This is a genomic window from Actinoplanes sp. OR16 (assembly GCF_004001265.1).
GTDB lineage: Bacteria > Actinomycetota > Actinomycetes > Mycobacteriales > Micromonosporaceae > Actinoplanes.
Genome location: NZ_AP019371.1, coordinates 4,572,794 through 4,596,277, shown reverse-complemented (window position 1 = coordinate 4,596,277; position 23,484 = coordinate 4,572,794). Strand labels below are relative to the sequence as shown.

Here is a 23,484-nt window from a genome sequence, read left to right as displayed (position 1 = left end):
CCAAGATCGACTAGCGTCCGCACTCTAGTCGATCAGAGGAGTCCAGGTCACGTGCTCCCAGGCCCGGCGTAGCAGGGTCGTCAGCTCGCCGGTCGCGGGGAAGGCCGTGTCGTCGATCGCGGCGATCGGCTGGGCCGGGTTGTGGGAGTTGGTGGCGGCCGCCCCGCGCATGGCCGCCACGTCTGCCCGGGACAGCGGGCGCGTCGACGACGGGATGCCGAGGGCGGCCAGGGACCGCTGGAGGACCTGCATGGTGATGCCCTCCAGCATCGGCGCCGACGGCCAGACCAGGCCGTCATCGTCGAGGAAGACGGCGTTCCAGACCGAGCCCTCGCGGACGAACCCGTCGCGCCCGGAGAACAGCACGTCGTCGAACCCGTCCGCCCGCGCGGCCAGCACGTGGTAGGTCAAGCCCATCGTCGCCATGTGCTTGAGATGCGGGAGCTCCCGTTCGTAGGTGATGCCCCGCACCCGCAGCGGCGCCCGGTCGGTGTCCGGGACCGGCTCGGAGACCGACACCATGACGTCCACTGACAGCAGATCCCGGCGCGGCAGGACGGCGACGCGTACCGAGGCGTCGGTGAGGTCGCGCAGCGCCTGACGGATGTATCCGGTCATCTCGGCGGAGGTCGGGGCGCCGGACAGCGCCGACGGGAACAGTGTCGCGGAACCGGCGTGCAACCGGCGCAGGTGATCGTCGAGGCCGGCCACCGCACGGTTCCGGACCTGCATCGACGTGTAGTGCCCATAGTTCCAGGTAGCGGCCCGATGAAGGACCTCGGGCGAGGCCTCCGCACCATTGATCTCGATGAGAGTCACCGGATGATCAGATCAGTAGCGGAACGCGTTGACCAGCCCGGTCAGTTCGTCGGCGAGCCGGTTCAGGTTGGCCGCGGCCTCCTGGGTGGTCCGCGCGCCGTCCGCGGTCGACGACGCCACCGACGCCACCCCGTTGATCGTCCGGGCCACCTCACCGCTGCTCGACGCCGCGTCGGTGACGGTACGGCTCATCTCCGACGTGGTCGCCGTCTGCTCCTCGACGGCGGAGGCGATCGTCGTCGTGTAGTCCCCGATCTGCGCGATCACCTCGGCGATCTCCCCGATCGCGGTGGCCGCCGATCCGCTCGACGACTGGATGGCCGTGATCCTGGCGGTGATCTGCTCGGTGGCGGAGGCCGTCTGCTGAGCGAGCTCCTTCACCTCCCCGGCCACGACCGCGAACCCCTTGCCCAGCTCACCGGCGCGTGCCGCCTCGATCGTCGCGTTCAGCGCGAGCAGGTTCGTCTGCTCGGCGATCGACGTGATCAGCTGCACCACCTCGCCGATCTCCGTGCTCGCCACGCCGAGCTCGGCCACCTGGCTGTTGGTGCGCTCGGCGATCGATACGGCCTGCGACGCCACCTGGGCGGCCTGCGTCGCGTTGGTGGAGATCTCGGCGATCGACGCGCTCATCTGCTCGGCACCGGCCGCGATCGCCTGCACGCCGGCGTTCACCTGCTCACTGGCGTCGCTCGCCTCGACGGCCTGCCGGGACGCCTCGTTGGCGCCGGATTCGAGCCGGTTGCTGACCGCGGTGAGCTCCTGTGCCGCGCCGGCCAGCATGCCCGTCGAACCGGCGATGCCCCGGATCGTGACGGCCACCTTCTCGACGAACCTGTTGAACGCCGCCGCGAGCTGCCCCGCCTCGTCGTCGCGGGCGATCGTCACCCGCTGGGTCAGGTCGCCGTCCCCGTCGGCGATCTCGGCCATCCGGTCCCGGAGCCGTTCGATCGGCCGCACGATCGTTTTGGCCAGGAAGAACGCTGCCAGCGCCGCGACCAGCACTGCCACGCAGGCGAGCACGATGCTGACGGTCCGGGTGGTGTTCGCGGCGGCCAGGACCGTGGCGGTCGGCACCGACACGACCAGCGACCAGGTGTCGCTCTCCCCGATGGTGATCGGCGCGGCGATCCGCAGCGTCTCCTCGCCGTCGATCTCGGTGACGCTACGGCTGGTGGCCCCGGCATCGGTGGCCTCGGCAGCCAGCTTCGTCAGATCGTCCGGGGCTGCCGATCCGGCCTCGCCCACGTCGCCGGCGACCAGCAGCCCGCCGGTGCTGACCAGGGCCGCCGACCCGGTGCCGAACGGCTTGATCCCGCCGACGATGGTCTGCAGGGTTGCGAGCGACATGTCGATCCCGGACACCCCGACGACGGTGCCGTCCCGCTCGATCGGCGTGGCGATCGAGGTGATCAGCGTCTGCACGCCGCCCACGTCGTACAGATAAGGCTCGACCACCTTGTCCTTGCCGGTCTCCTTCGGCACGAGGTAGTAGTCGCCCGCCCCCGCCTCGGTGTACCCCTCCAGCGGCGCCAGGCTGATCTCGTCGCCGTCGCGGAACCAGTACGGCACGAACCGCCCGGTCGCGTCCGTCGAGCCGTCCGCGTTGCGGTACCGCCGATCCCTGCCGTCGAACGCGTTCGGCTCCCACCCGGTCCACGTGCCCAGGTAGTCCTCGTGCGACTCCAGCACGGCCTTCAGCTGAGCGTTGGCGAGCCGCCGCGACGAACCGGTCCCGGCCGTGGCCTGCAACACCTGCGCCATGTCCCGCGCGGTCCCGAGCCCGGCCAGCAGCACCTTGCTGATCTCCCCGCCGCTGGCCCGGGTCACCTCATCGGCATAGTCGAACCCGGTCTCCCGTGCCTCCGACGAGTTGCGGCCGGTGATGTAACCGACCACCACCAGCATCGACAGCACCAGCATCACCACCATGGCCGCGACGACACGGACCTTGATCGTCACCCGGGAACCGCGCTTCGAAGAGCCCACCACACTTGCTAGATCGGCACACCCGGCCCACCGCTGAGCCCGGTCCACCGGCCCGGGCGATCAGGCGGCGAGGGCCAACTCGCTGTGGTGGCGGTGCTTGGCGATGAAGCGGGCGTTCCATCCGATCAGCAGCGCGAACGTCACCACCGTGAGCGCCGTCGACAGGCCGACCATCACCGAGACCGGCAGCAGGTAGACCAGCACGACCCGGACCACCGCCTCGGCGAGCAGCCCGCCGCCCCACACCAGCGACGCCACCCGGTGCCCCCGCCGCACCCGCTCGTCCGCCTCGAACGCCGCCCCGAGCGCCCGCGCCCGGCCCGGCACGAAGCTCTGCTGGGCGAGCAGGGTGAGCGGCCGCCGCCCCCGGTACGCCGTCACCAGGAAGACCAGCCCGATCACCGCCGACATCACCGAGTGCTTGATGAGCAGCCACCGGGCGTCGCCGGTCAGCAGCGTGAACAGCAGCCCGACCCCGAAGACCGCGCCCATCAGCAGCGAGAACGGGCTGAGCGACCGGCTCCGCACCGCCACCCACGCCATCCGCAGCCCGGCCGCGGCGGTACCGGCGAGCAGCGCGGCGCCGTCCCCGGCCCCGGCCGCGTGCAGGGCGTAGTAGGTCACGACCGGGATCCCCAGGTCGCAGGCCATCGTCCGGATCATCGCGCCCGCGGACTCGTCCTTCATCGTGCTCCCCCTCGTGGTGATGCCGTCCCGCTGATGAGGAAATCCTCTCCGGACCACGGGGTTCGCCGGGACGACCGAGCCACCGAGCCCGGTTGTCAACCGGTCGATGGACACGCGGCCGTCACAGCACGACGGTGAACGGCGTCAGATCACTCGCCGTGCTGGTGGAGGCATGGAAGAACACGCCGCGCAGCGTCTTGTCGTCGACCCAGGCCACGGCCATGAGCGGATCCACCTCAGCGGGCTGGACGTCCACATCGGTGCCACCGATGTTCGTGCCGCCGTCCGTCTCCAGGACCTCGACGTGCGGCCCGGACCCCGGTTCGATGAACCACATGGCCACGGCCACCCGTTTCGCATCAGGCGACAGACGCAGTCCGGTCACCCGCGAGCAGGTCCTGTCCTCGGCCATGGTGTACATCCCGGCGTGGTCGGGCCCGCTGAGGTCGTAGAGCTCCACGACGCACGGCGTGGCCTTCCGGACCAGGGCGAGAAGCCCGTTCGCCACGTCGGCGGTCACGATCTGCCCACCGAAGACGTCGTCGACCTCGATCAGCTCCCGGGGGACCACGACCCGCTCCGCACCGGAACTCAGCGTGTGCTCGACGAGCCCGGACGGGCGCCACAGGTACGCGTGCTTCTCGTCGGCGCTGACCAGCGCGACCGGCTCCCCCAGGTCGCGGGACTGCACGATCGCGCCGGCCGCGTCGACGACGACCAGCTCGGTGGACGCGCCGGACGGCCCGGCCGCCACGATGCTGCCGTCGGCGCGCCCGACGACCCCGTCCCACCGGTCGGGGCCGGTCAGCTGGTGCAGGCGCCACTGCCAGGAACCGTCCACCGAGAACTCGCCGACCTGGGTCCGGCCGAGCTCGGTATAGGTCATCGTGCCGTTGTCGAACGTGCGGTATTCCCCATTCGCGCCGTTCAGCATCAGCCGCTGCGCCCCGGGCGGGACCGTCACGGTCGTCGGGGTGACGGCCGGCGGGTCGACCGGCGCCGGGTCGGGTCCGCGGTCGGCCGCCACGCCGACGCCGGCGACGGCGAGCACGGCGGCGACGCCGGCGAACACGGCAGCCGTCCGGCGGCGCTGCTGGCGGCGGGCGATCCGGGGGATCTCGGCGAAGTCGCCGCCGTAACCGGGTGAGGCCTGCGCCGCGTCGCGGACCAGTGCCTCGACGTCCTGCGGAATGCGGTCCACGGTCATCCCTCCTCGTTCAGGTCGCGGCGCAGGTCGGCGAGCGCCCGGGACAGCCGGCTCTTCACGGTGCCCTCGCTGATGCGCAACGCCTCCGCGGTCTCGGCGGTCGTCATGTCGAGCAGGATCCGGCAGGTCACCACGGCCCGCTGCGGGCGTGGCAGCCGGGCGAGGACCTCGCGGGCGAACACGGCGGTCTCCGCGGTGCCGCGCTGGATCTGCTCGGGGCGCTCGCTCGGCGGTCTCTCCCGCCGCGCCTTGCGCCAGAAGGAGGTGGCCCAGTTGAGCCCGACCCGGAACACCCAGCCGGCCGGGTTGTCCAGGTTGCCCACTGTCGACCAGCGGGAATAGGCGCGGGCCATCGCCTCGGCGACCGCCTCGCCGGCCAGATCGTCCTGCCGCAGGGTCACCGCGAGAGCGCGGTAGACCCGGTCCACATTGGCGCGGTAGAACGCCTCGAAATCCTCGGCGGGCGGCCCGCTCTCACGCAGGACCTCTCCCCCGTCGATTGGTGCCCCCGTCGAAGCCGTCATGACCGATACACGCCCGAGGCCGCCGCCCGGTTCCCGGCCCGGAGAGAAATCCCTACCGCTTCATCCGTACGCCGAGAACGCTACCGGCAATCAGGATCACGCCGGCGACGAGCATCGCGCCACTGCCGCCGATCGACCCGCCCGTGACCTCGTACAGGATCTCCGGAGTGACCACGGTGGCGCCCACGACACCACCGGCCAGCAGCACCCAGTCGCGCTCCCGGGCGTACCAGGCGAAGCAGGCCACCGCCACGGCCGCGGTGAGCGCATACCCGAGGATGTCGTCGTCGATCACCACGAGCTGGGCACCGCTCAGCCCGAGCACCACGGCGACCGCCCGCCCGAACCGGCGTTCCGGCCAGGGCACGACGGCCCAGACCACCCCGAGCAGGAGTACGCCGGCCCCGAGCGGCGTCGGCCCATCCAAGACTTCCCGCCAGTCGAGCAGCGACGCGTACAACAGGAAGGCCGCGACCGCGACGCCCAGCTGGCCCACCGCGCTGCTCGCCAGGAGGTATCCGGCGGACACCACGGCCAGCCCGGTGAGCGAGGCGACGAACGCCTGGTCGAACGCCACGTACACGGCGAACCCGGCAGCGCCGGCCGCCCCGGTGAGCAGCGTGCTGGCCAGCCGCCGGCTGACGTCTTCCGAAGGCCGCCGCCCGACGACCAGCCCTGCCGTGACCAGGAGGACGGCGAGACCGGTGAGCACGGCGACCCGGCTGCCCCAGTCCAGGCCGCCCCACTGACCGGCCAGGAAGAGCAGGATCGCGCCGAGCACCAGCGACGCCCCGAGATAGCCGGCGATCTCGCCCCAGGGCGGACGGCCCCGGTTCTCCCTGCGCGGCGCCGCGACCTCGGCGAGCACGGCGCCTGCCTGCCGGTCGTCCAGGACGCCTCGTTCGACCAGCCGGTCGAGTGCCGCACGGAGGCGGTCGTCGGTAGCGTTCAGGAGAACCACCAGATCGTGAAGGACGGAAGGAGAACAGTGTCGCATTCATTGACCATCGCCGTGGCCCAACCGCACTGCGTGGCGCACGACGTGGCGGGCAACGCGCTGTCGCACGCCGCCGTGATCCGTGAGGCCTCCGCCCGGGTGGTGGTCTTCCCGGAGATGTCGCTGACCGGATACGAGCTGGACGCCGCCGTGGTCGAGCCCGATGACCCGCGGCTGGCGCCGATCGTCGAGGCGTGCGCGGCGACCGGGACGACAGCACTGGTGGGAGCGCCGGTCCCGGGCCCGTGGATCGGCGTGCTCGCGGTCGACGGCACGGGTGCGCGGGTCGTCTACGGCAAGGTCTACCTGCATGGCAGCGAGGCGGAACGGTTCGTGCCGGGCGAGCCGGTGGTGCTCGACGTCGACGGGTGGCGGCTCGGCCTGGCCGTCTGCCGGGACACCGGCATCCCCGAGCACGCGGAGCGGACCGCCGCGCTGGCGATCGACGGCTATGTGGCGGGCGTCGTGCACCACGACCACGAGGCGAGCCTGCACGGCGATCGCGCGAAACGGGTCGCCGCCGAGCATCGGGTGTGGACGGCCACTGCCGCGTTCGCCGGTCCTACGGGCGGGGGCTTCGGCCGTACGTCCGGGGGGTCGGGAATCTGGGACGCCCAGGGTGACGTGCTCGCCGAAGCCGGCCCGGAACCGGGCGATTTCGCCCGATGGACGTTCGAGCGCTAGCGCGTCAGCCAGCGGCTCAGGAGAAGAGCCGCCAGCAATCCGGCGGAACCGACCACCACCGCGGAGGCGGTCAGCGACGCCACCGCCGTCACCGCACCGATCAATAACGGTCCGCCGCCGGTGCCGAGGTCGGAGAAGACCCGCCACACGCCGAGAAATCGAGCACGGCCTGCCGCGGGCGACACATCGGCGCCGATCGTCATGACGAGGCCGGCGCTGAGCCCGTTCCCGATGCCCATCAGCACCCCGGCGAGAGTCAGGCCGACCATCCCGGAGGTGAGCGGGAGCAGCGCGAAGGCCGTGCCCAGCAACGCCATCGCCGGTACCGCGGCGGCCTTCCTGCCGTGCCGGTCCATCAGCTTGCCGGCCGGATAGAACAGCAGCATGTCCACGCCGCCGGAGATCCCGAAGATCAGGCCGATGGTGGCCGGCGAGAGGCCCAGCTGAGCACCCCAGAGCGGCAGGATCGTCTGCCGTGAGGCCCGCAGCGCGCCGACCAGCAGCACGCCGAAGCCGAGGGTCCGCAGCGTCGTCGAGTTGTCCCTGACGACACTGATCAGTTTCAGTCGTTCCGCGCCGCTCGAAGAGGAATGCGGCACCGACGGCAGCAGCATCAGCAACACCCCGGCCAGCAGCGAACAGCCGAGGGCGACCAGATAAGCACCTTTCAACCCCATGACATGCACGGCCCCGGCGCCGGCGAACGGCCCGGCGAAGGTGCCGATCCGCCCGACGCCACCGAGAGTCGACATCGCCCGGGCCCGCAGCTCCGGCCGCACCGCCTCGGTCATGAACGCGTGCCGGGCCACCCCCCAGGTCGCGCCGGCCATGCCGACGAGCATGACCGCGAACGCCAGCAGCAGCACGTGACCGGCGACGACGCAGGCCAGCAGCGCCGGCACGGCACAGGCGGCGCCGAGCAGCATGGTCCTGCGCTCGCCGATCCGGGACACCAGGACGCCGGCCGGGATGCTGCCGAGGATCTGACCGACGCCGACCATGCCGGCGACGACCGCCGCGACGGCGAACGACGCGCCCAGCCCGGTGGCGGAGAGCGCGACGACGGGCGCGACCGCGCCGAGGCCGATCGAGTAGACGCCGGACGGCAGGAAGATCGCCGGCCCGAGCTGCCGGAGCGTCAACCCCTGCGGGGTCACTTGGCGATCGCGGCGACGACGAGGTCGGTGACGCCGTCGGCATAGGACTCGGTGAGCGGGCCGTTCCGCAGCAGCCACCGGTGGTAGAGCGGTCCGAAGAGCAGCTCCACCGCCTGGTCCAGGTCGATGCCGTCGCGGACCTGGCCGGCGTCCTGACCGGCCCGCAGCCGTGCCTTCACCGCGTCGAGCTGCGGGCGCAGCAACTGGTCGCGAACCTGCTCGGCGAGCCCTTCGTCGCCGAGCGTCTCGATCGTGATCGCCCGGGTCGTGGCGGAGAGCTTCGGGTCGGCGAACTCGGCGACCGTGGCCCGCAGGACGTCGCGCAGGTCGGCCCGGATGTCACCGGTGTCCGGCAGCGCGACCGGTTCGGCGGCGGCCATCGTGCTGTCGACGAGCGCTTCGAGGACGACCGCGCCCTTGCCTCGCCACCAGCGGTAGATGGTCTGCTTGCCCACCCCGGCACGGGCGGCGATCGACTCGATGGTCAGGTCGGAGTAGCCGGTCTCGCCGAGCAGTTCCAGGGTCGCGGTCAGGATGGCGCGGCGGGAGCGCTCGTTGCGGCGGGCGGGGTCGGCGGTCATGCCCGTCAGCTTACCAAAGCGAGACGCAACGTCTCGTCTTGACAGCGTCGAACGCAAGACGATACGTTGCGTCTCGTTGAAGTCGACCAACGAGCCGGAGCGCATCAAATGCCGCATATCGCCATCGTCAGCATCCCGTTCCACGGCCACGTCAACCCGAGCCTGGAGATCGTCCGCACGCTCGTCAGCCGTGGCCACCGGGTCACCTACGCGAACGACCCCTCGTTCGCCGACGCCGTCGCCGCCACGGGTGCGACTCTCCAACCGTACGAATCGACGCTCTTGACGGGAGATGACGTCGTCAGCGAGAACCCCGTCGACCACCTGACGGCGTTCCTCGACGACGCGATCGCGATGCTCCCGCAGCTGCGCGACCTCTACGACGACGACCGACCCGACCTGTTCCTCTACGACATCGCCGGCGCTCCGGCCCGGCTCCTCGGCGAGCAGTGGGGCATCCCGGCGATCCAGCTCTCCCCCACGTTCGTGGCCTGGGACGGTTACGAGCAGGAGATGGCGCCGATGCTCGATCAGCTGCGCGCCGACCCGAAGGGCGCCGATTACTACCGCCGGTTCACCGAGTGGCTCACCGCGAACGGTTCCTCGGTCACCGACAGCCTGGCGTTCCAGGGCCGCCCGGAGCAGTGCCTCGCGCTCATCCCCCGCGCCCTGCAGCCGAACGCCGACCGGGTGGACGACGAGGTCTACCACTTCGTCGGCCCGATCTTCGGCGACCGCGGCGACCAGGGCGGATGGACACGACCGGCGGACGCCGAGAAGGTCCTGCTGGTCTCGCTCGGCTCGGCCTTCACCGATCATCCGGACTTCTACCGGCGCTGCGTCGAGGCCTTCGGCGACCTGCCCGGCTGGCACACGGTGCTGCAGATCGGCAAGCACGTGACGGCGTCTGGGCTGGGCCCGATCCCGGATTCGGTCGAGGTGCACGACTGGGTTCCGCAGCTGGCGATCCTGGAGCAGGCGGACGCGTTCCTCACCCACGCCGGGATGGGCGGCAGCAGCGAGGGCCTCTGGGCCGGCACGCCGATGATCGCGGCGCCGCAGGCAGCGGACCAGTTCGCGAACGCCGAGCAGCTCGCGGCGCTGGGTGTGGCCGAGGTGGTCGATGCGGCCACCGTCACGGCGGAAGACCTGCGGGCGTCGCTCCTGCGACTCGCTTCCGGTCCGCCGGTGGCCGAGGCCGCGAAGATCAAGGCGGTCGTACGAGGGGAGAGCGGCGCGCATCGCGCGGCCGCCATCATCGAGGCCGCCCTCCCGGATCGAAATGCCGGGATTCACTGATGCTCTGAACACAATGCAGTGCTACTTGCGATGGTGTGTGTCGCACACTATCGTGAGTGGCATGACAACGGATGCGACGCTCTCCACTCACCTACAGGAGTTGCGCCGCGGCACGGTCGTCGTCGCGAGTCTCACCGTCCTCCGGGAGCCGGGCTATGGGTACTCGCTGCTCGAAACACTGAGCGCGGCCGGTTTCGAGGTGGAGGCGAACACGCTCTACCCCCTGCTGCGGCGCCTGGAGTCCCAGGGCCTGCTGACCAGTTCGTGGAACACCGACGAGGCACGGCCGCGCAAGTTCTACACGACCACCGCGCAGGGCGACGCGATCGCCGCAGCCCTGCGCGACGAGTGGACGCGGCTCGACAAAGCGGTCACCGATCTCGACAACCCCACCGACTCCGGGAGCGCCTCATGACCACCCTCATCGACCGCTACGTCCAGACCGTCCTCAGCCGCATCCCGGAGCAGAAGCGCACCGACATCGACCGCGAACTGCGCACGTCCATCGAGGACGCGGTCGAGGCGAGAGTCGCCGGCGGCTCACCGCCGGACGCGGCGGTCGAGGAGACGCTGCTGGAGCTGGGTGACCCCGGCAAGCTCGCCGACGAGTACGCCGACCGCAAGCAGTACCTGATCGGCCCCGAGCTCTTCCCGATCTGGCAGCGCTTGATCACCATGATGGCCGCGGTCGTCCTGCCGATCGTGGTCGTGGTGCTGACCACGGTGAAGACGCTCAGCGATCCGTCGATCGGCACCGCGATCGGCACGGCCATCAGCACTGTCATCACGGTCGGCGTGCACATGGTCTTCTGGACCACCCTGGTCTTCGCGATCCTGGAGCGCAGCGGGGTGGCCCGGTCCGAGCTGCCCACCCTGCCCAACCGCGAGTGGAACCTGGACGACCTGCCGCGCCACGACGTCCGGGCGATCAGCATCGGCGAGCTCGCGACCGGCGTCGTCTGGCCGCTGCTGCTCATCGTGGGCCTGGTGCTCCAGCAGTTCGCGTTCACCGACGAGCCGGTGCTCAACCCGGACAACTGGACGTCCTGGTGGCCGTACCTGATCGTGGTCCTGATCCTGGAAGCCGTCTACGCCCTCTGGCTGTTCCGCAGGAACGCGTGGACGCACACCGTCACGATCGTCAACGCGGTGCTCGCGCTGCTGTTCGCCGGGCCGGTCGTGTGGCTGCTCCAGACCGACCGCTTCTTCAACCCGGACTGGGTCGCCACCCTCGACTGGGGCACGACCAAGCCGCTCGACTGGCTGACCGCCATCATCACGGTGATCGTCGTGGTCGGCACCGTCTACGACATCATCGACGTCGCGATCAAGGCCGAGCGCAACCGCCGCGGTCTCCCGGCCGAACTGCCCACCACGGTCTGACCCACCGCGCCCGCAACGCCCGTCGCCGACTCCCGGCGGCGGGCGTTCCGCCACGTCGGACCCCGCTTGTCAGGCCGGCAGCGACGGGGTGCTGTGCCAGGAGCGCCAGAGGGCCGCGTACGAACCGCCCGCCGCCACCAGCTCGTCATGCGTGCCCAGCTCGATGATCCGGCCGGCGTCCATGACCGCCACCCGGTCCGCGTCGTGCGCGGTCTGCAGGCGGTGGGCGATCGCGATGACGGTGCGTTCGTGCAGGACGGCGGCGAGGGCGCGTTCCGCGGTACGGGCCGCGTTCGGGTCGAGCAGGGCGGTCGCCTCGTCGAGGATCACCGTGTGCGGGTCGGCGAGCAGGACCCGGGCCAGCGCCAGCTGCTGGGCCTGAGCGCCGTCGAGCGGGTGCTCCCCCAGGTCGCGGTCGAGGTCGGTGGCCCAGTCGGCGCCCACCGTCGCCAGCGCCCGGCGCAGGTCGTCGTCGGGGGCGGCCACCATCAGGTTGTCCCGCAGCGACTCGCGGAACACGTGGTGCTCCTGCGTCACCAGCACCACCTGACGGCGGAGCTGGTCGGGACCGAGATCGGCGATCGGCACGCCGCCGACGGTCACCGAGCCCGCCGTCGGCCGGTCGACGCCGGCGAGGAGGCGGCCGAGCGTGGACTTGCCCGCTCCGGACAGTCCGACCACGGCGAGCCGCTCGCCCGGCCGTACCGTCAGATCCACGTCGTGCAGCACGTCCCGGCCCGCCGCGTAGGCATAACGGACTCCACGGACTTCGATGCGATCGCCGGCGGGCGACATTTCCGGAAATGTCGCCCGGCCCGCATCCACCGAACTCAAGCCTTCGACCCGCGCGAACGAGGCGCTACTACTCTGCAACTGCTCCACCCAGATCAGGATGGTGTCCAGCGGATTGACCAGTTGACGCAGGTAGAGCACCGCCGCCGCGACCGCGCCGAGCGTGAGCCGCCCGTCGATGTAGAACAACCCGCCCACCAGCAGCACCAGCACGGTCGGGATCGCATAGGACGTCTCCACGATCGGGAAGAACACGCTCCGCAGCGCCAGCGTCGCGAGCCGGGTCCGGCGGGTCTCGGCGATCGCGGAGTCGCCCGCCTCCATCCGGCGAGCTGCGAGATCAAAAGCTTCGATGGTACGGGCGCCCTCCGTGGTGGCCGCCAGTTCCTCGGCGAGACGGGAGTTGGCCGCCCCTTCGGCGAGGTACGCGTCCCGGGCCGTCCGCAGGTACCATCGCACGCAGAACCAGATGCCGGACAGCCCGAGCACGCCGGCCAGCCCGAGCAGCGGGTCGAGCACCACCACCGCGACCAGGATGAACACCACCTGGACGAACCCGATGAAGACCTTCGGGAGTACGTCGCGCAGCGTCGTGGCGACGGCGTCCACGTCGGTGCTGCCGCGCGCCGCGAGGTCGCCGGCCGGTACGCGCTCGACGACGGCGGCCGGCAGGGCGAGCGCCCGTTCCAGGAATCCCTCGCGGATGCGGGCGGCCGTCCGTTCACCGAAGCGGTACCCGATCGCGAGGGCGAACCGGGACAGCACGGTCTGCAGCACCGCGCAGACCAGAACGCCCAGCGCCAGCAGGTCGACCTCGCGGACCCCGCCACCGGACGTCACCGTGTCGATCACCCGGCCGAGCAGCCAGGGCGCGCCGAGAGCGGCGAGCGCCGCCAGTGAGCTGATCGCGACCATCGAGACGACTGCGGCCCGGTCGGCGGCGAGCAGGCGCAATGCGGCCCGCCCCACCTCCCGGTTTCCCGCGATCGGCAGCACCGTGCTCACGCGCCCTCCTCGGCCGACTCGAAGACCCGCATCACCAGGGCCCGGTAGCCGGGCGACGACGACAGCAGCTCCTGATGTGTCCCGCTGGCCGCCACCCGTCCGCCGGCCAGGAAGTAGACCACTTCGGCCCGGTCCAGCAGGACCGGCGACGTGGTCGCGACGACGGTTCCCCGGCCGGCCCGGGCGGCGGCGAGCCGCTCGGCGACGGCCAGCTCGGTGTGCGCGTCGACGGCCGAGGTCGGCTCGACGGCCAGCAGCATCTCCGGGTCGGCGTGGACCGCGCGGGCCAGCCGCAGCCGCTGGCGCTGGCCGCCGGAGAGGTTGCGCCCGCCCCAGTCGACGGGCCGTCCGAGGTCGTCGGCGACGTCGTGCGCCACCGCCGTGGTGATCGCGGCCTGGACCAGCGCGTCGTCCGGCTCGGAGCGGCCGGCCACCACCGCGCGCAGCGGGCCGGCGAACAGGCCGGCGTCGTTCTCGGCGACCAGGACGCGGGACCTGACCTGTGGCTGAGCGATCCGGTCGAGACGGACGCCGTCCCAGGTCGCGTCGGTGGCGCCGTACCGCCCGAGCCGGTCGATCACGGCGATGGCGTCGGCCGGGCGGTCGGCGGCCACCGCGGTGAACCGGCCCGGCGCGGCGGTCACCCCCGATTCCGGATCGTGCAGCGGCGCCGGACCGGCCGGGGCCTCGGCGCCGAGCAGCGAGTCGGCGGGCAGCCGCAGGAACTCGGTGACGCGCCGGGCGGCCACCACACCGTGCGTGATGTCGAACCCGCAGAAGATCAGCACGTTCACCGGCACGACCAGCATGGCCGTGTACCCGTACACCGCGATCAACTCGCCCACGGTGAGCGAACCCTCGGCCGTGAGACGCGCCGCCATCCAGGTCACGACACCGAGGAAGATCAGCGGCAGCCCGTCGCCGAGCGCGCCGATCCAGCTCGCCGGCCGGCCGACGCGGTAGCCGAGATCGCGCACCGCCGAGGACTCCCGCCGGTAGCGCGACAGATGCACCGCCTTGCCGCCGAGCCCGTTGAGGATCCGCAGCCCGCCGAGGACGTCGACGAGCCGTGCGTTCAGCTCCCCCTGCGCGTGCCGATACCGCGCCCCGGCCCGCTGGGTGCGCCCGAGCAGCGGCCCGACGACGAGCGCCAGCACCGGAACGCCGGTCAGCACCACCACGGCGAGCGTCGGCGACATCCGGGACAGCAGGGTCGCGATCACCAGGAACGCCACCGCCGACGCCACGCCGACCCCGCCGACGTTCATGGCGCGGCCGATGGTCCACACGTCGGAGATGCCGATGGTGACGACCTCCCCTGCGGTGACGCTGCGGGGCAGGGCCGCGCCGAGCCGGGTGGCGTGCGCCATCACCAGGTCGGCGGTGATCAGCGCGGCCTGCAGGCGCAGCTTCGTCATCGTCCGGTGCCGCAGGATCCCGAGAGCGGCCGTCGCGACGCCGAGGGCCAGGACCGCCGCGACCCAGGGGATCAGCGCGCTCGGGTCACGCGGCGCGAGGCCACGATCCACCGCCTGGGCGATGAGGTACGGCGTGAGCGCCAGCGTGACGAACCAGAGGGACCCGAACAACGCGCCGAGCGCGACCCTCCTGCGACATCGCCGTGCCAGCCACCACAGGAATCGTCCGGGTCCGCGCACATCCACGCCTTGGATGCTGCTACATCCCCCCTGGGGCTTGTCACCCCATTTAGCCGCGCCCGGCGCCGATGATCAGAATCTTGATGTCCGGCCACTCGTAACCGGCCTCCGGGTTGATCGCCGGCGGCCCGAGGAGGACGGCCCGGACGGTGCGGGGCTGCCAGCGGGCCTGTTCCTCCCAGCGGCAGGTGGTCACCCGCCGGCCGGTCTCGCCGCACTGGCCGAGTTGCTTCCAGCCCTCCAGTTGTCCACCGACCACTGGGGTGACGTCGGACCAGGTGGTATCCGCCGGCAGGGCATAGACGTGCACGTCGGGCCAGCCCCGGCCGCTCTCCAGCTGGGCGTGGACGTCGCTGGTCTCGTTGTCCACGCTCGACTCGTAGCCGCCTTCGGGCAGCTGCTCGGTCGCCCCCGCCGGCGGGGTGATCGCCACCGGCTGCCCGGCGGTGAACCACCGTGCCCCGGCGAACGCGGCAGCGGTGAGCAGGCCGCCGGCCAGGACCACCGCGACCGCGCCGCGCACCACACGTCGATCGGCTCGCACGCCCGGCAGTGTAGGCGGTGTCAGCCAGCGAGTTCCTTCGATCGCACGGCGGCCGCACCGGCGTCGGCACCCTGTTTCAGCGACTCGGCGAGCGGGAGCCCGCTCAGCCGGCCGGCCAGGACACCGGAGAAGAACGCGTCGCCGGCGCCGTTGGTGTCCACCACCGATTCCACCGGGGACGCCGGGACGTGGATCGGGTCGCCGCCGCGTTCGCAGGCCATCGCGCCCTCGGCGCCGAACGTGACGACCACGAGACGGGCGCCCGCGTCGATCCGCTCACGCATGAAGACGACCGGGTCCGGCAGCCGGTCGCCGCTCGCGAAGATCACGTCCGCGGTCTCGGCGAACTCCCGCTGGAACTCGGCCTCGCCGTCCCAGTCGTGCAGGTCGCACCAGATCTCCCGGCCCGCCTCACGGGCCGCGCGCAGCACCGGAAGGCTGAATGCGGCCAGGTCCGCGACGACCACGTCGACGTCGCCGAACGAGGGCACCGGCACCGGCCCGGCGGGCTGCGGCAGGTTCAGGTAGATCGAGGTGCGCTGACCGGTCGCGGACATCAGGTTGGTGTGCCGCTCGGTCCCGTTCGCGGTCTCGGCGACCACCAGGTCGATGCCGCCGAGCGCCGCCCTCACCCGCCGGCCGGCCTCGTCCGAGCCGAGGACGGTCACCAGCGTCACCGGCACGCCCAGCCTGCGCAGGTTGAGGGCCTTACCGGCGGACGTCCCGCCGACCGCTTCGTGGTGCCACTCGGCGACGACCATGTGTGGCTCGGGCCGGGGCAGCTCCTCGAGGTGGATCATGAGGTTCCAGGCGACCGGGCCGGCGATCAGGACACGAGGCATCTAGAGAGCGTACGGGGAACGGAAGACCGCCTGCGGGTCGACTGTCGCGCGGATCCAGCGCAGCCGGGAGAAGTTCGGGCCGTAGTAACGCGGCAGGCTCGCCGGGCTCGGTTCGAGGTAGTTCACGTACCGGCCGGACGACCAGCGGGCCATCGCGCGGTGACCGGATTCGATCCAGGCGTACCCGTCCTGCACAGTGGCCGGATCGGCGGCGGCAGGCAGCACCAGCCACTGCAGCATGGTGGTCGCGCCGCGCCACGGGAACGCCGTCGCCTCCGGCGCCACCCGGGCGGCCGCGCCGGTCAGCCGCTTGAACTTGGCGATGCCGGGCTTGCCTTCCCGCGCTCGCCGCTCCACCGTCTCCAGTAGAGCGGCCACCGCCGAGTCCGGCAGCACGGATCGGAAGACCTCACTGCCGGCCAGCTGGGTCGCCCGTTCCGGTTCACCCGCACGATCACGGATCACGTCCAGCGCGGGCCGCCGCTCCAGCTTCGCGCCGGCGGGTTCCCGCCCGGCAGCCCGGGCGATCTCCGCGGCCTCCGCGTCCGGGTCACCCTCCAGGACCACCCCCGAGATCCGTACGGAGAGACGCCCCCGCTCATCCGACCCGAACTGACAGGACGACCAGGTCTCGTCCGGGGCGCTCGCGAGCCGCGCCTGCCAGCCGGCCGCCACCCGGGCCGCGTCCGTCCACGGGTACGTCAGCACGAACGTGCCGATCGACGTGGACCGGTGGGTGTCCATCCGCCAGCCCGTCACCACCCCGAACTGCCCGCCTCCCCCGCCGCGCAACGCCCAGAACAGGTCCCGCTCGCGGTCGGAGCCGACGGTCCGGCGCACCCCGTCGGCCGTCACCACTTCCGCCTCGATCACCCGATCGCAGGTCAGCCCGTACGCCGAAGCCGCCATGCCGATCCCCCCGCCCAGGGTGATCCCGCTGATCCCGACCGACCCGCACGATCCCGAAGGGATCGATCTCCCGGCCGCGCCGAGCCGGTCGTAGACGCGTCCGAGCAGAGCGCCGCCGCCGATCGCCGCGGTACGGCTGCCCCAGTCGTAGCTGATGCCGTCGAGCCGCCGCAGGTCGAGCACGAGACCGCTGCCCGCCGTGGACGCGCCGACGTAGGAGTGCCCGCCACCCCGGCTGACCACCGGGATCCGGGATCGGCGCGCGAAGCGGACCGCCTCGGCGACGTCCTCGGGGCCGGCGCAGCACACCACGGCCGGCGGCCGGACCTGGTCGTACCGCGGATCATGGAGCTTGCGGGCGCTGTCGTAACCGTCGGCGCCGGGCAGCACGAGGTCGCCGTCGAGGGAGGCGGCGAGTGCTTTCCAGTCCGGGGCGGCCCGGGATGCGGAAGGCTTGATGGCGGCGCCGGTGAGCGCGGCGGCCCCCGCACCGAGAACCGCGCGGCGTGACAGCGACATCACCATATCGTGTCATATCGGACGAAAACCCCGCCGTAGCAACGCTCCGAGGGGGACCTGGGGCCGAACCATTCTCCTTGCTATGCAACGAGTTGCATAGCATCATGGCGAGCATGGCCCTGGAACACGCGATCCTGGTCTCCCTGCTGGAGCAGCCGGGGTCCGGATATGAGCTGGCCCGGCGCTTCGAGCGGTCGATCGGGCGGTTCTGGACCGCCACCCACCAGCAGATCTACCGCGTCCTCAAGCGGATGGAAGCCGACGGCTGGGTCAGCGCCGAGGAGATCGGGCAGGACGGCCGGCCGGACAAGCGGGCCTACTCGGTGACCACCACCGGCCGGGAGTCGCTGGTCGGCTGGCTGCGCGAGCCGGTCCAGCCGGAAGCCGTCCGGCACGAGCTGGCCGTGCGGATCCGGGGGGCGGCCTTCGACGACGCCGCCGGCCGGACCGCGCTGATCGCCGAGGTCGAGCGGTACCGGGCCGACCACGAGGCGACCCTGAACCGCTACCTCACCGGCGAGAAACGCGACTTCCCGGAGGACGCCGCGCTCGACACCGGGCAGCGCCTGCAACACGTCGTGCTGCGCGGCGGCATCGCCTACGAGCGGATGCTGCTCGACTGGCTCGACGACGTCCTCGACACGCTGCGCACTGAGCAATTTTCAACCTGGCATCGGGCCTGAGGCCGCCGGGCCGTTGTCCGGCGCCGGCGAGCGAGGCCCTCGCCACGTTGAAAAAGGCTCACTCTCTGAGAGCTAGAAAGGAACACCGTGCTCCTCAACCCGCACACCTACGATCCGGCGCACTTCGACCCGGAGACCCGGCGGCTGCTGCGCGCCACGATCGACTTCTTCGAGGAGCGTGGCAAGGGCAGGCTGCTCCAGGCGCACATCGACCGCGAGTGGTACGCCGACTTCCTGGACTTCGCGGCGAAGGAGGGCCTGTTCGCACAGTTCCTGACGCCGGCCGCGGACGGCGACGGCACCCGCTGGGACACGGCCCGCAACGTGGCCCTCAGCGAGATCCTCGGCTTCTACGGCCTCAACTACTGGTACACCTGGCAGGTCACCGTCCTCGGCCTCGGCCCGGTGTGGCAGAGCGGCAACGCCGAAGCCCGGGCGCACGCCGCCGAACTGCTCCGGCAGGGACACGTCACCGCGTTCGGCCTCTCCGAGCGCAGCCACGGCGCGGACATCTACGCCACCGACATGATCCTCACGCCGGCCGCCGGCGGCGGGTTCACCGCGACCGGCAGCAAGTACTACATCGGCAACGGCAACGTCGCCGGCCTGGTCAGCGTGTTCGGCCGGCGTGCCGACGTGGAGGGTCCGGACGGGTACGTGTTCTTCGCCGCCGACAGCCGCCACCCGAACTACCACCTGGTCAAGAACGTGGTGAACTCGCAGATGTTCGTGAGCGAGTTCCGGCTGGACGACTACCCGGTCCGCGAGCAGGACGTGCTGCACACCGGCAAGGCCGCGTTCGACGCCGCGCTGAACACCGTGAACGTCGGCAAGTTCAACCTGTGCACCGCCGCGATCGGCATCTGCGAGCACGCCACCTACGAGGCGGTCACCCACGCGCACCGGCGGATGCTCTACGGCAAGCCGGTCACCGCGTTCCCGCACGTCAAGCGGGAGCTGACCGACGCGTACGCCCGGCTGGCCGCCATGAAGCTGTTCGCCGACCGGTCGGTGGACTACTTCCGCTCGGCCGGCCCGGACGACCGCCGCTACCTGCTCTTCAACCCGATGACCAAGATGAAGGTCACCACCGAGGGCGAGAAGGTCATCGACCTGCTCTGGGACGTCATCGCGGCGAAGGGCTTCGAGGCCGACACGTACTTCGACAAGGCGGCGAAGGACATCCGCGGCCTGCCGAAACTCGAGGGCACGGTCCATGTGAACCTCGCGCTGATCCTGAAGTTCATGCCGAACTACCTGTTCCAGCCGGCTGAATTCCCCGAAGTGAACAGCCGGCTGGACGCGGCCGACGACGAGTTCCTGTTCCGGCAGGGTCCCGCACGCGGCCTCGGGCAGATCAAATTCCAGGATTGGCGTACGGTCTACGACTCCCACGCCGGAACGCCGAACGTCGCCCGGTTCCGGCAGCAGGCGGACGGCCTCTGCGAGCTGCTGCTGAAGCACGCGCCGAGCCGGGAGCAGCAGCACGACCTGGACTTCCTGCTCGCCGTCGGGCAGCTCTTCGCGCTTGTCGTCTACGGCCAGCTGATCCTGGAGCAGGCCGGCCTGACCGGCCTGGACGGCGATCTGCTCGACGAGATCTTCGCGATCCTGGTCCGGGACTTCGCCGGTTACGCCACCGAGCTGCACGGCAAGTCGGCGACCACCGAGGACCAGGCCGCCTGGGCGCTGGCACAGGTGCTGCGCCCGGTCGTCGACGAGGCCCGCACCTCGCGCGTGTGGGAGCAGGTCGTGGCGCTGGTCGGGGCGTACGAGATGAGGCAGTGAAGAAAGAGGTGGGCCCTCCCCGCCGAGGAGGGCCCACCTCGGAGAAGATCAGACCTGGCCGTCGGGGGTGCTGGTCAGGTCCATGAGCTGCTGCTGGACGTGGTTGGTCAGCGCTTCCTGGTAGCCGGAGGCGAGCTGGCCGAGCCGGTCGATCTCGTCGAGCAGGGCGGCCCGCTTCTCCACGATGCCGTCCATCGCCTCGGCGTGGTTGCGCCGGGCGTCGCTCTCGATCGTGCCGGCCTTGAGCTGCGCGTCGCTCAGCAGCTGCTCGGCCTTGTTCTGCGCGTTGCCGAGCAGCGAGTCGGACTCACGCTGGGCGTCGCGCATGTGCTCGTCGGCGGTGCGCTGCGCCATCATCAGCACCCGCGAGTTGCGGTCGTCGTCGACCGGGACCAGCGCCTGGCTCTGGCTGGACGCCTCGGCCCGGGCCCGCTCCAGCTGGGCCTGGGTGCTGCGCGCGTTCTGCTCGGCGCGGGCACGGGCCTCCTGCAACCGCTCCAGCTGGGCGGCGAGCTCGGCGAACTCGTTGTTGAGCACCATCGTCGAGGCCGCGCTGGGTGGGGTGCCGCCGCCACGCTGAGCCTGGTCACGCAGAGCGCCGTTCTCCTCGAGGAGGCGGGTCAGCTCCTGCTCCACCTCGTCCAGGAACGCGTCGACCTCTTCCTCGTCGTAGCCGCGCTTGCCGATCGGCGGCTTCTTGAAGGCGACGTTGTGAATGTCAGCTGGAGTGAGCGGCATCGTGCTCCCTGGTTCCTGTCAGTTGCGGTGCGGCCCGAAATCCTACGCGATCACGCGGGGTTGCCGGGTGCGCGATCGAGCGTACGCGCCGCCGGCCACGATCGACCTCCCCCTGTGCGCTCAGCGCCAGAAGACGGCAACCGCCGCATTCACCACGGTCAGTGTCACGATACCGATGAAGTGGCCCTTGTTCACCTCGTCCCGCTTCCGCGGGATGAAGACCATGATGAAGATGGCGACCGCGATCAGCAGCTTGACGCCCAGCTTGATCGGGTCGGGCTCGTTGTCGCCGCCACCACGCAGCGGCGCCGCCAGGGCCAGGCCGCTGACCAGCTGGATGATCGCGCCCCACAGCACCGGCTTGCTGATCCGGATCCTGTCGGAGAGCAGGACCGCGACGCCGCCGCCGAGCAGCAGCGCGAAGCCCACGAGGTGAATGAAGAGGAGAACCAACCGGAGTGCTTCCACGGTTGCGAAGCTTGCCAGCCGCCGCACCGGCCGATCACCCCGGGGGTACCGTCCTTGCTGATCAACAACGGTGGGGGTAACAGGAATGACGAGGTATGTCGCCATCGGTGACAGCTTCACCGAAGGGCTCGGCGACACGCTGCCCGACGGCAGCGAGCGCGGCTGGGCGGATCTGGTCGCGGCCGGGATCGCCGCGGGCGAGGGACACCCCATTTCGTACGCGAACCTGGCGATCCGCGGCCGGCTGCTGGAGCCGATCGTGACCGACCAGCTGGACGCGGCCCTGTCGCTCTCGCCCCCGCCGACGCTGCTGTCCCTGAACGGCGGCGGCAACGACATGATGCGGCCGGGCGGCGATCTGAAGCGGCTCGTGGCGATGACCGAGAAGGCCGTCCGCCGCTGCCTCGACGCCGGGGTCGAGGTGCTGCTGCTCAGCGGCGCGGACCCGTCCGGGCATCTGCCGTTCGGCAGCCGGATGCGGCCCAAGGGCGAGGAGCTGACCAGGGCGGTCGCCGAGTTCGCCGGCCAGGAGGGCGTCACCTTCGTGGACATGTTCCACGACGAGGAGATCCAGCAGCGGCACTACTGGTCGGCCGACCGGCTGCACCTCAACGCCAACGGGCACCGGCGGGTCGCCGGCGTGGTGCTCGACGCGCTCGGCTATGCGACCGAGGCCCACGTGGTGGCGCCGCCGGTGTCCGCGCGGCGCAGCCTGGCGGCCGAGGCGCAGTTCTACCGCGAGCACGTGCTGCCGTGGATCAACCGGCGGCTGCGGGGACGCTCGTCCGGGGACGACCGGACCGGGAAGTACGTGGACTGGACGCCGGTCCCGGCGTGAAGGGGTACGGCCGGGTGCTCCGGCCGTACCCCATCGCCGATCTTGATCCTCAGAGGGGGAGAACGCGGGCGATGGTGATGGACGAGCTGCCGCCTCCGGCCGCGGGATAGGCGACGCTCCCGTCGGCGTAGGCCTTGAAGGCCTGGTAGGCGTGGTCCTTGACCTTGATCGTCAGCTTGGCGCCGACCTTCTTGCCGGTGCCCGAGTCATAGGCCTGCGCCGCCATCGACGAGCCGGACTGCCAGGCCAGCAGCATCCGCCCGGTGCCGTAACCGACCAGGTGCGGGTGCTGCGCCGACGCGCCCGTCCTGATCGTGCTGGTGGACCTGCCGGTGGTGAACCTCTCCAGGCGCACCGAGCCGCCCTGGCTCCACGCCGCCCAGTAGCCCTTGCCCTCGGCCAGGACCACGTCGCCGTTGAAGAGCGTGCCGTCGCAGGTGCCGGCCGCGATCGTGCGATAGGGGTCGGGCTGTGCGATCCGGCACGCGTTGTCGGTGGCGCAGACCGTGACGAACCGCTTGGTGCGCGGGTCGTGGACGATCCGCGACGTCCACGCGTGGGAACAGCCCACCTCGAACGCGTCCTTGTGCCCGCCGACCAGCTTGCCGGTGGAGCTGACCACCTGCATCCGGTCGCCCTCGTGGACGTCGACGCAGTCGCCGTTCCTCACCGTGATCGCGACGCCGAAGTACGCCGCCCAGTTCTTGCCGTCGGTCGCGAGCCGGCCGTGGTGCTGGTACCACCAGATGAACCGGGCGCCGTCGTCGTACCCCTGCCGGCCGCCGGTCAGGTTGGTGACCTGCCGCTCCCAGACCAGCTTGCCGGCGTTGTCGAACCGGACCATGTGCATGGTGTTGCACGGGCTGGACTCGCCGCCGCAGAGCGGGCCGTCGCCGCAGGAACCCCTGCGGGTCAGCAGCAGCACGCCGCCGGTCGCGTCGGCCGCCACGTCCTGCAGGTCGATGCCGGTGAAACCGGTGGGCTCGCCGGTCAGCTTGTCGTCACACCCGAGCCTGCCGAGGAAGACCTTGCCGCCGGTCGAGGTCCAGGCGATCCAGGAGGTGCCGTCGGGACGGGCCGCGATCGCCATCGGCAGCTTTTCGGTGTCGCCCTCGGAACCGTATCCGATAACCGCATTCGGCAGTTTCACCGTGGTGATTCTCGCCTTGGGGTTACCGCTGACCGGGCGGGCGCAGCCGCTCTCGGCCGCTTTCGTCGTTGCCGGCGCGGACGGTTTCACACTTGCGTCAGCGCTGACACTCGGCGTCGGCGTTGCGGTGCTCGTCGCCGCCCACACCTCATCCATGCGCCCCGTAGCCTGCGGATCACTTGTCGAGCACGCTCCCAGCGCCAGCAGGGCGACCGCTGCGGCG

The 23,484-nt window shown here is 71.3% G+C and carries 23 protein-coding genes; 7 read left to right on the top strand and 16 right to left on the bottom strand.

Translation table 11 applies throughout. From position 1 onward, the window contains the following. Window positions 1-24 precede the first annotated feature (24 nt). The 6 genes from EP757_RS21175 to EP757_RS21150 all read right to left on the bottom strand — a co-directional run bounded on the left by EP757_RS21175 (window position 25) and on the right by EP757_RS21150 (window position 6,187). Window positions 25-819: an aminotransferase class IV gene (locus tag EP757_RS21175; RefSeq protein ID WP_127548611.1), complete on the bottom strand. Its 795-nt coding sequence runs from the start codon at window positions 817-819 to the stop codon at window positions 25-27. A 12-nt stretch (window positions 820-831) separates the two neighbouring features. After that, window positions 832-2,781: a methyl-accepting chemotaxis protein gene (locus tag EP757_RS43945; protein ID WP_127548609.1), complete on the bottom strand. Its 1,950-nt coding sequence runs from the start codon at window positions 2,779-2,781 to the stop codon at window positions 832-834. 87 nt (window positions 2,782-2,868) lie between these two features. After that, a complete protein-coding gene (locus EP757_RS21165; protein ID WP_127548607.1) occupies window positions 2,869-3,495 on the bottom strand; it encodes a VC0807 family protein in 627 nt (208 codons plus the stop codon). Window positions 3,496-3,616: 121 nt separating this feature from the next. After that, window positions 3,617-4,702 carry a hypothetical protein gene (locus EP757_RS21160; protein ID WP_127548605.1) on the bottom strand — a complete coding sequence of 362 codons (1,086 nt, stop codon included), beginning with the start codon at window positions 4,700-4,702 and terminating at the stop codon, window positions 3,617-3,619. Then, window positions 4,699-5,226: an RNA polymerase sigma factor gene (locus EP757_RS21155; protein ID WP_127548603.1), complete on the bottom strand. Its 528-nt coding sequence runs from the start codon at window positions 5,224-5,226 to the stop codon at window positions 4,699-4,701. The genes EP757_RS21160 and EP757_RS21155 overlap by 4 nt, the downstream gene beginning before the upstream one ends. Before the next feature lie 52 nt (window positions 5,227-5,278). Next, complete coding sequence (locus EP757_RS21150; protein ID WP_160165828.1) at window positions 5,279-6,187, bottom strand: DUF2157 domain-containing protein; 909 nt, start codon at window positions 6,185-6,187, stop codon at window positions 5,279-5,281. A 27-nt stretch (window positions 6,188-6,214) separates the two neighbouring features. Here EP757_RS21150 and EP757_RS21145 point away from each other — a divergent pair, with 27 nt between their 5' ends. Further along, window positions 6,215-6,907 (top strand): carbon-nitrogen hydrolase family protein, encoded by a 693-nt coding sequence (locus tag EP757_RS21145; RefSeq protein ID WP_127548599.1) that lies wholly within the window; start codon window positions 6,215-6,217, stop codon window positions 6,905-6,907. Here the strand turns inward: EP757_RS21145 and EP757_RS21140 are convergent. Together EP757_RS21140 and EP757_RS21135 are read right to left on the bottom strand one after the other, a co-directional pair. After that, window positions 6,904-8,064, bottom strand: a complete 1,161-nt coding sequence (locus EP757_RS21140) for an MFS transporter (RefSeq protein ID WP_127548597.1) — start codon at window positions 8,062-8,064, stop codon at window positions 6,904-6,906. The genes EP757_RS21145 and EP757_RS21140 overlap by 4 nt on opposite strands. Further along, window positions 8,061-8,645, bottom strand: coding sequence for a TetR/AcrR family transcriptional regulator (locus EP757_RS21135; RefSeq protein ID WP_127548595.1), 585 nt, complete (start codon window positions 8,643-8,645; stop codon window positions 8,061-8,063). The genes EP757_RS21140 and EP757_RS21135 overlap by 4 nt, the downstream gene beginning before the upstream one ends. Window positions 8,646-8,753: 108 nt before the next feature. Here EP757_RS21135 and EP757_RS21130 point away from each other — a divergent pair, with 108 nt between their 5' ends. From EP757_RS21130 to EP757_RS21120, 3 genes are all read left to right on the top strand, one after another. Next, window positions 8,754-9,944, top strand: a complete 1,191-nt coding sequence (locus EP757_RS21130) for a macrolide family glycosyltransferase (RefSeq protein WP_127548593.1) — start codon at window positions 8,754-8,756, stop codon at window positions 9,942-9,944. A 61-nt stretch (window positions 9,945-10,005) separates the two neighbouring features. Continuing rightward, on the top strand, window positions 10,006-10,359 hold the full coding sequence (locus EP757_RS21125; protein ID WP_127548591.1) for a PadR family transcriptional regulator: 354 nt from the start codon (window positions 10,006-10,008) through the stop codon (window positions 10,357-10,359). Further along, window positions 10,356-11,327: a permease prefix domain 1-containing protein gene (locus tag EP757_RS21120; protein WP_127548589.1), complete on the top strand. Its 972-nt coding sequence runs from the start codon at window positions 10,356-10,358 to the stop codon at window positions 11,325-11,327. Before EP757_RS21125 ends, EP757_RS21120 begins: the two co-directional genes overlap by 4 nt. A 69-nt stretch (window positions 11,328-11,396) precedes the next feature. Here the strand turns inward: EP757_RS21120 and EP757_RS21115 are convergent, their stop codons facing one another. The 5 genes from EP757_RS21115 to EP757_RS21095 are packed head-to-tail and all read right to left on the bottom strand — an operon-like array spanning window position 11,397 to window position 17,596. Then, on the bottom strand, window positions 11,397-13,124 hold the full coding sequence (locus tag EP757_RS21115; RefSeq protein ID WP_127548587.1) for an ABC transporter ATP-binding protein: 1,728 nt from the start codon (window positions 13,122-13,124) through the stop codon (window positions 11,397-11,399). After that, window positions 13,121-14,788, bottom strand: coding sequence for an ABC transporter ATP-binding protein (locus tag EP757_RS21110; protein ID WP_174262427.1), 1,668 nt, complete (start codon window positions 14,786-14,788; stop codon window positions 13,121-13,123). Before EP757_RS21110 ends, EP757_RS21115 begins: the two co-directional genes overlap by 4 nt. 43 nt (window positions 14,789-14,831) lie before the next feature. Next, window positions 14,832-15,326 carry a hypothetical protein gene (locus EP757_RS21105; protein WP_127548583.1) on the bottom strand — a complete coding sequence of 165 codons (495 nt, stop codon included), beginning with the start codon at window positions 15,324-15,326 and terminating at the stop codon, window positions 14,832-14,834. Window positions 15,327-15,346: 20 nt separating this feature from the next. Then, window positions 15,347-16,168 (bottom strand): carbohydrate kinase family protein, encoded by an 822-nt coding sequence (locus EP757_RS21100; protein WP_127548581.1) that lies wholly within the window; start codon window positions 16,166-16,168, stop codon window positions 15,347-15,349. Continuing rightward, complete coding sequence (locus EP757_RS21095; protein ID WP_160165827.1) at window positions 16,169-17,596, bottom strand: FAD-binding oxidoreductase; 1,428 nt, start codon at window positions 17,594-17,596, stop codon at window positions 16,169-16,171. It abuts the gene before it with no gap. Between the two features lie 113 nt (window positions 17,597-17,709). Here EP757_RS21095 and EP757_RS21090 point away from each other — a divergent pair, with 113 nt between their 5' ends. Next, complete coding sequence (locus tag EP757_RS21090) at window positions 17,710-18,279, top strand: PadR family transcriptional regulator (protein WP_127548577.1); 570 nt, start codon at window positions 17,710-17,712, stop codon at window positions 18,277-18,279. A gap of 87 nt (window positions 18,280-18,366) precedes the next feature. Continuing rightward, a complete protein-coding gene (locus EP757_RS21080) occupies window positions 18,367-20,067 on the top strand; it encodes an acyl-CoA dehydrogenase family protein (protein WP_127548575.1) in 1,701 nt (566 codons plus the stop codon). 48 nt (window positions 20,068-20,115) lie between these two features. Here the strand turns inward: EP757_RS21080 and EP757_RS21075 are convergent, their stop codons facing one another. Next, window positions 20,116-20,805 (bottom strand): DivIVA domain-containing protein, encoded by a 690-nt coding sequence (locus EP757_RS21075; protein ID WP_127548573.1) that lies wholly within the window; start codon window positions 20,803-20,805, stop codon window positions 20,116-20,118. Window positions 20,806-20,925: 120 nt separating this feature from the next. Next, complete coding sequence (locus EP757_RS21070; RefSeq protein ID WP_127554356.1) at window positions 20,926-21,273, bottom strand: hypothetical protein; 348 nt, start codon at window positions 21,271-21,273, stop codon at window positions 20,926-20,928. 85 nt (window positions 21,274-21,358) lie between these two features. Here EP757_RS21070 and EP757_RS21065 point away from each other — a divergent pair, with 85 nt between their 5' ends. Next, window positions 21,359-22,111, top strand: coding sequence for an SGNH/GDSL hydrolase family protein (locus EP757_RS21065; RefSeq protein WP_127548571.1), 753 nt, complete (start codon window positions 21,359-21,361; stop codon window positions 22,109-22,111). Window positions 22,112-22,160: 49 nt separating this feature from the next. On the opposite strand, the gene EP757_RS21060 is transcribed toward EP757_RS21065, so the two are convergent. Further along, window positions 22,161-23,261 carry a hypothetical protein gene (locus EP757_RS21060; RefSeq protein ID WP_232050606.1) on the bottom strand — a complete coding sequence of 367 codons (1,101 nt, stop codon included), beginning with the start codon at window positions 23,259-23,261 and terminating at the stop codon, window positions 22,161-22,163. Window positions 23,262-23,484: the final 223 nt, after the last annotated feature.

What these genes read in the sequence shown, in the direction of transcription:
- EP757_RS21165 (WP_127548607.1), bottom strand. Translation starts at nt 3,495, where the DNA reads ATGAAGGACGAGTCCGCGGGCGCGATGATCCGGACGATGGCCTGCGAC.
- EP757_RS21160 (WP_127548605.1), bottom strand. Translation starts at nt 4,702, where the DNA reads ATGACCGTGGACCGCATTCCGCAGGACGTCGAGGCACTGGTCCGCGAC.
- EP757_RS21155 (WP_127548603.1), bottom strand. Translation starts at nt 5,226, where the DNA reads ATGACGGCTTCGACGGGGGCACCAATCGACGGGGGAGAGGTCCTGCGT.
- EP757_RS21135 (WP_127548595.1), bottom strand. Translation starts at nt 8,645, where the DNA reads ATGACCGCCGACCCCGCCCGCCGCAACGAGCGCTCCCGCCGCGCCATC.
- EP757_RS21130 (WP_127548593.1), top strand. Translation starts at nt 8,754, where the DNA reads ATGCCGCATATCGCCATCGTCAGCATCCCGTTCCACGGCCACGTCAAC.
- EP757_RS21125 (WP_127548591.1), top strand. Translation starts at nt 10,006, where the DNA reads ATGACAACGGATGCGACGCTCTCCACTCACCTACAGGAGTTGCGCCGC.
- EP757_RS21120 (WP_127548589.1), top strand. Translation starts at nt 10,356, where the DNA reads ATGACCACCCTCATCGACCGCTACGTCCAGACCGTCCTCAGCCGCATC.
- EP757_RS21100 (WP_127548581.1), bottom strand. Translation starts at nt 16,168, where the DNA reads ATGCCTCGTGTCCTGATCGCCGGCCCGGTCGCCTGGAACCTCATGATC.
- EP757_RS21095 (WP_160165827.1), bottom strand. Translation starts at nt 17,596, where the DNA reads ATGTCGCTGTCACGCCGCGCGGTTCTCGGTGCGGGGGCCGCCGCGCTC.
- EP757_RS21090 (WP_127548577.1), top strand. Translation starts at nt 17,710, where the DNA reads ATGGCCCTGGAACACGCGATCCTGGTCTCCCTGCTGGAGCAGCCGGGG.
- EP757_RS21075 (WP_127548573.1), bottom strand. Translation starts at nt 20,805, where the DNA reads ATGCCGCTCACTCCAGCTGACATTCACAACGTCGCCTTCAAGAAGCCG.
- EP757_RS21065 (WP_127548571.1), top strand. Translation starts at nt 21,359, where the DNA reads ATGACGAGGTATGTCGCCATCGGTGACAGCTTCACCGAAGGGCTCGGC.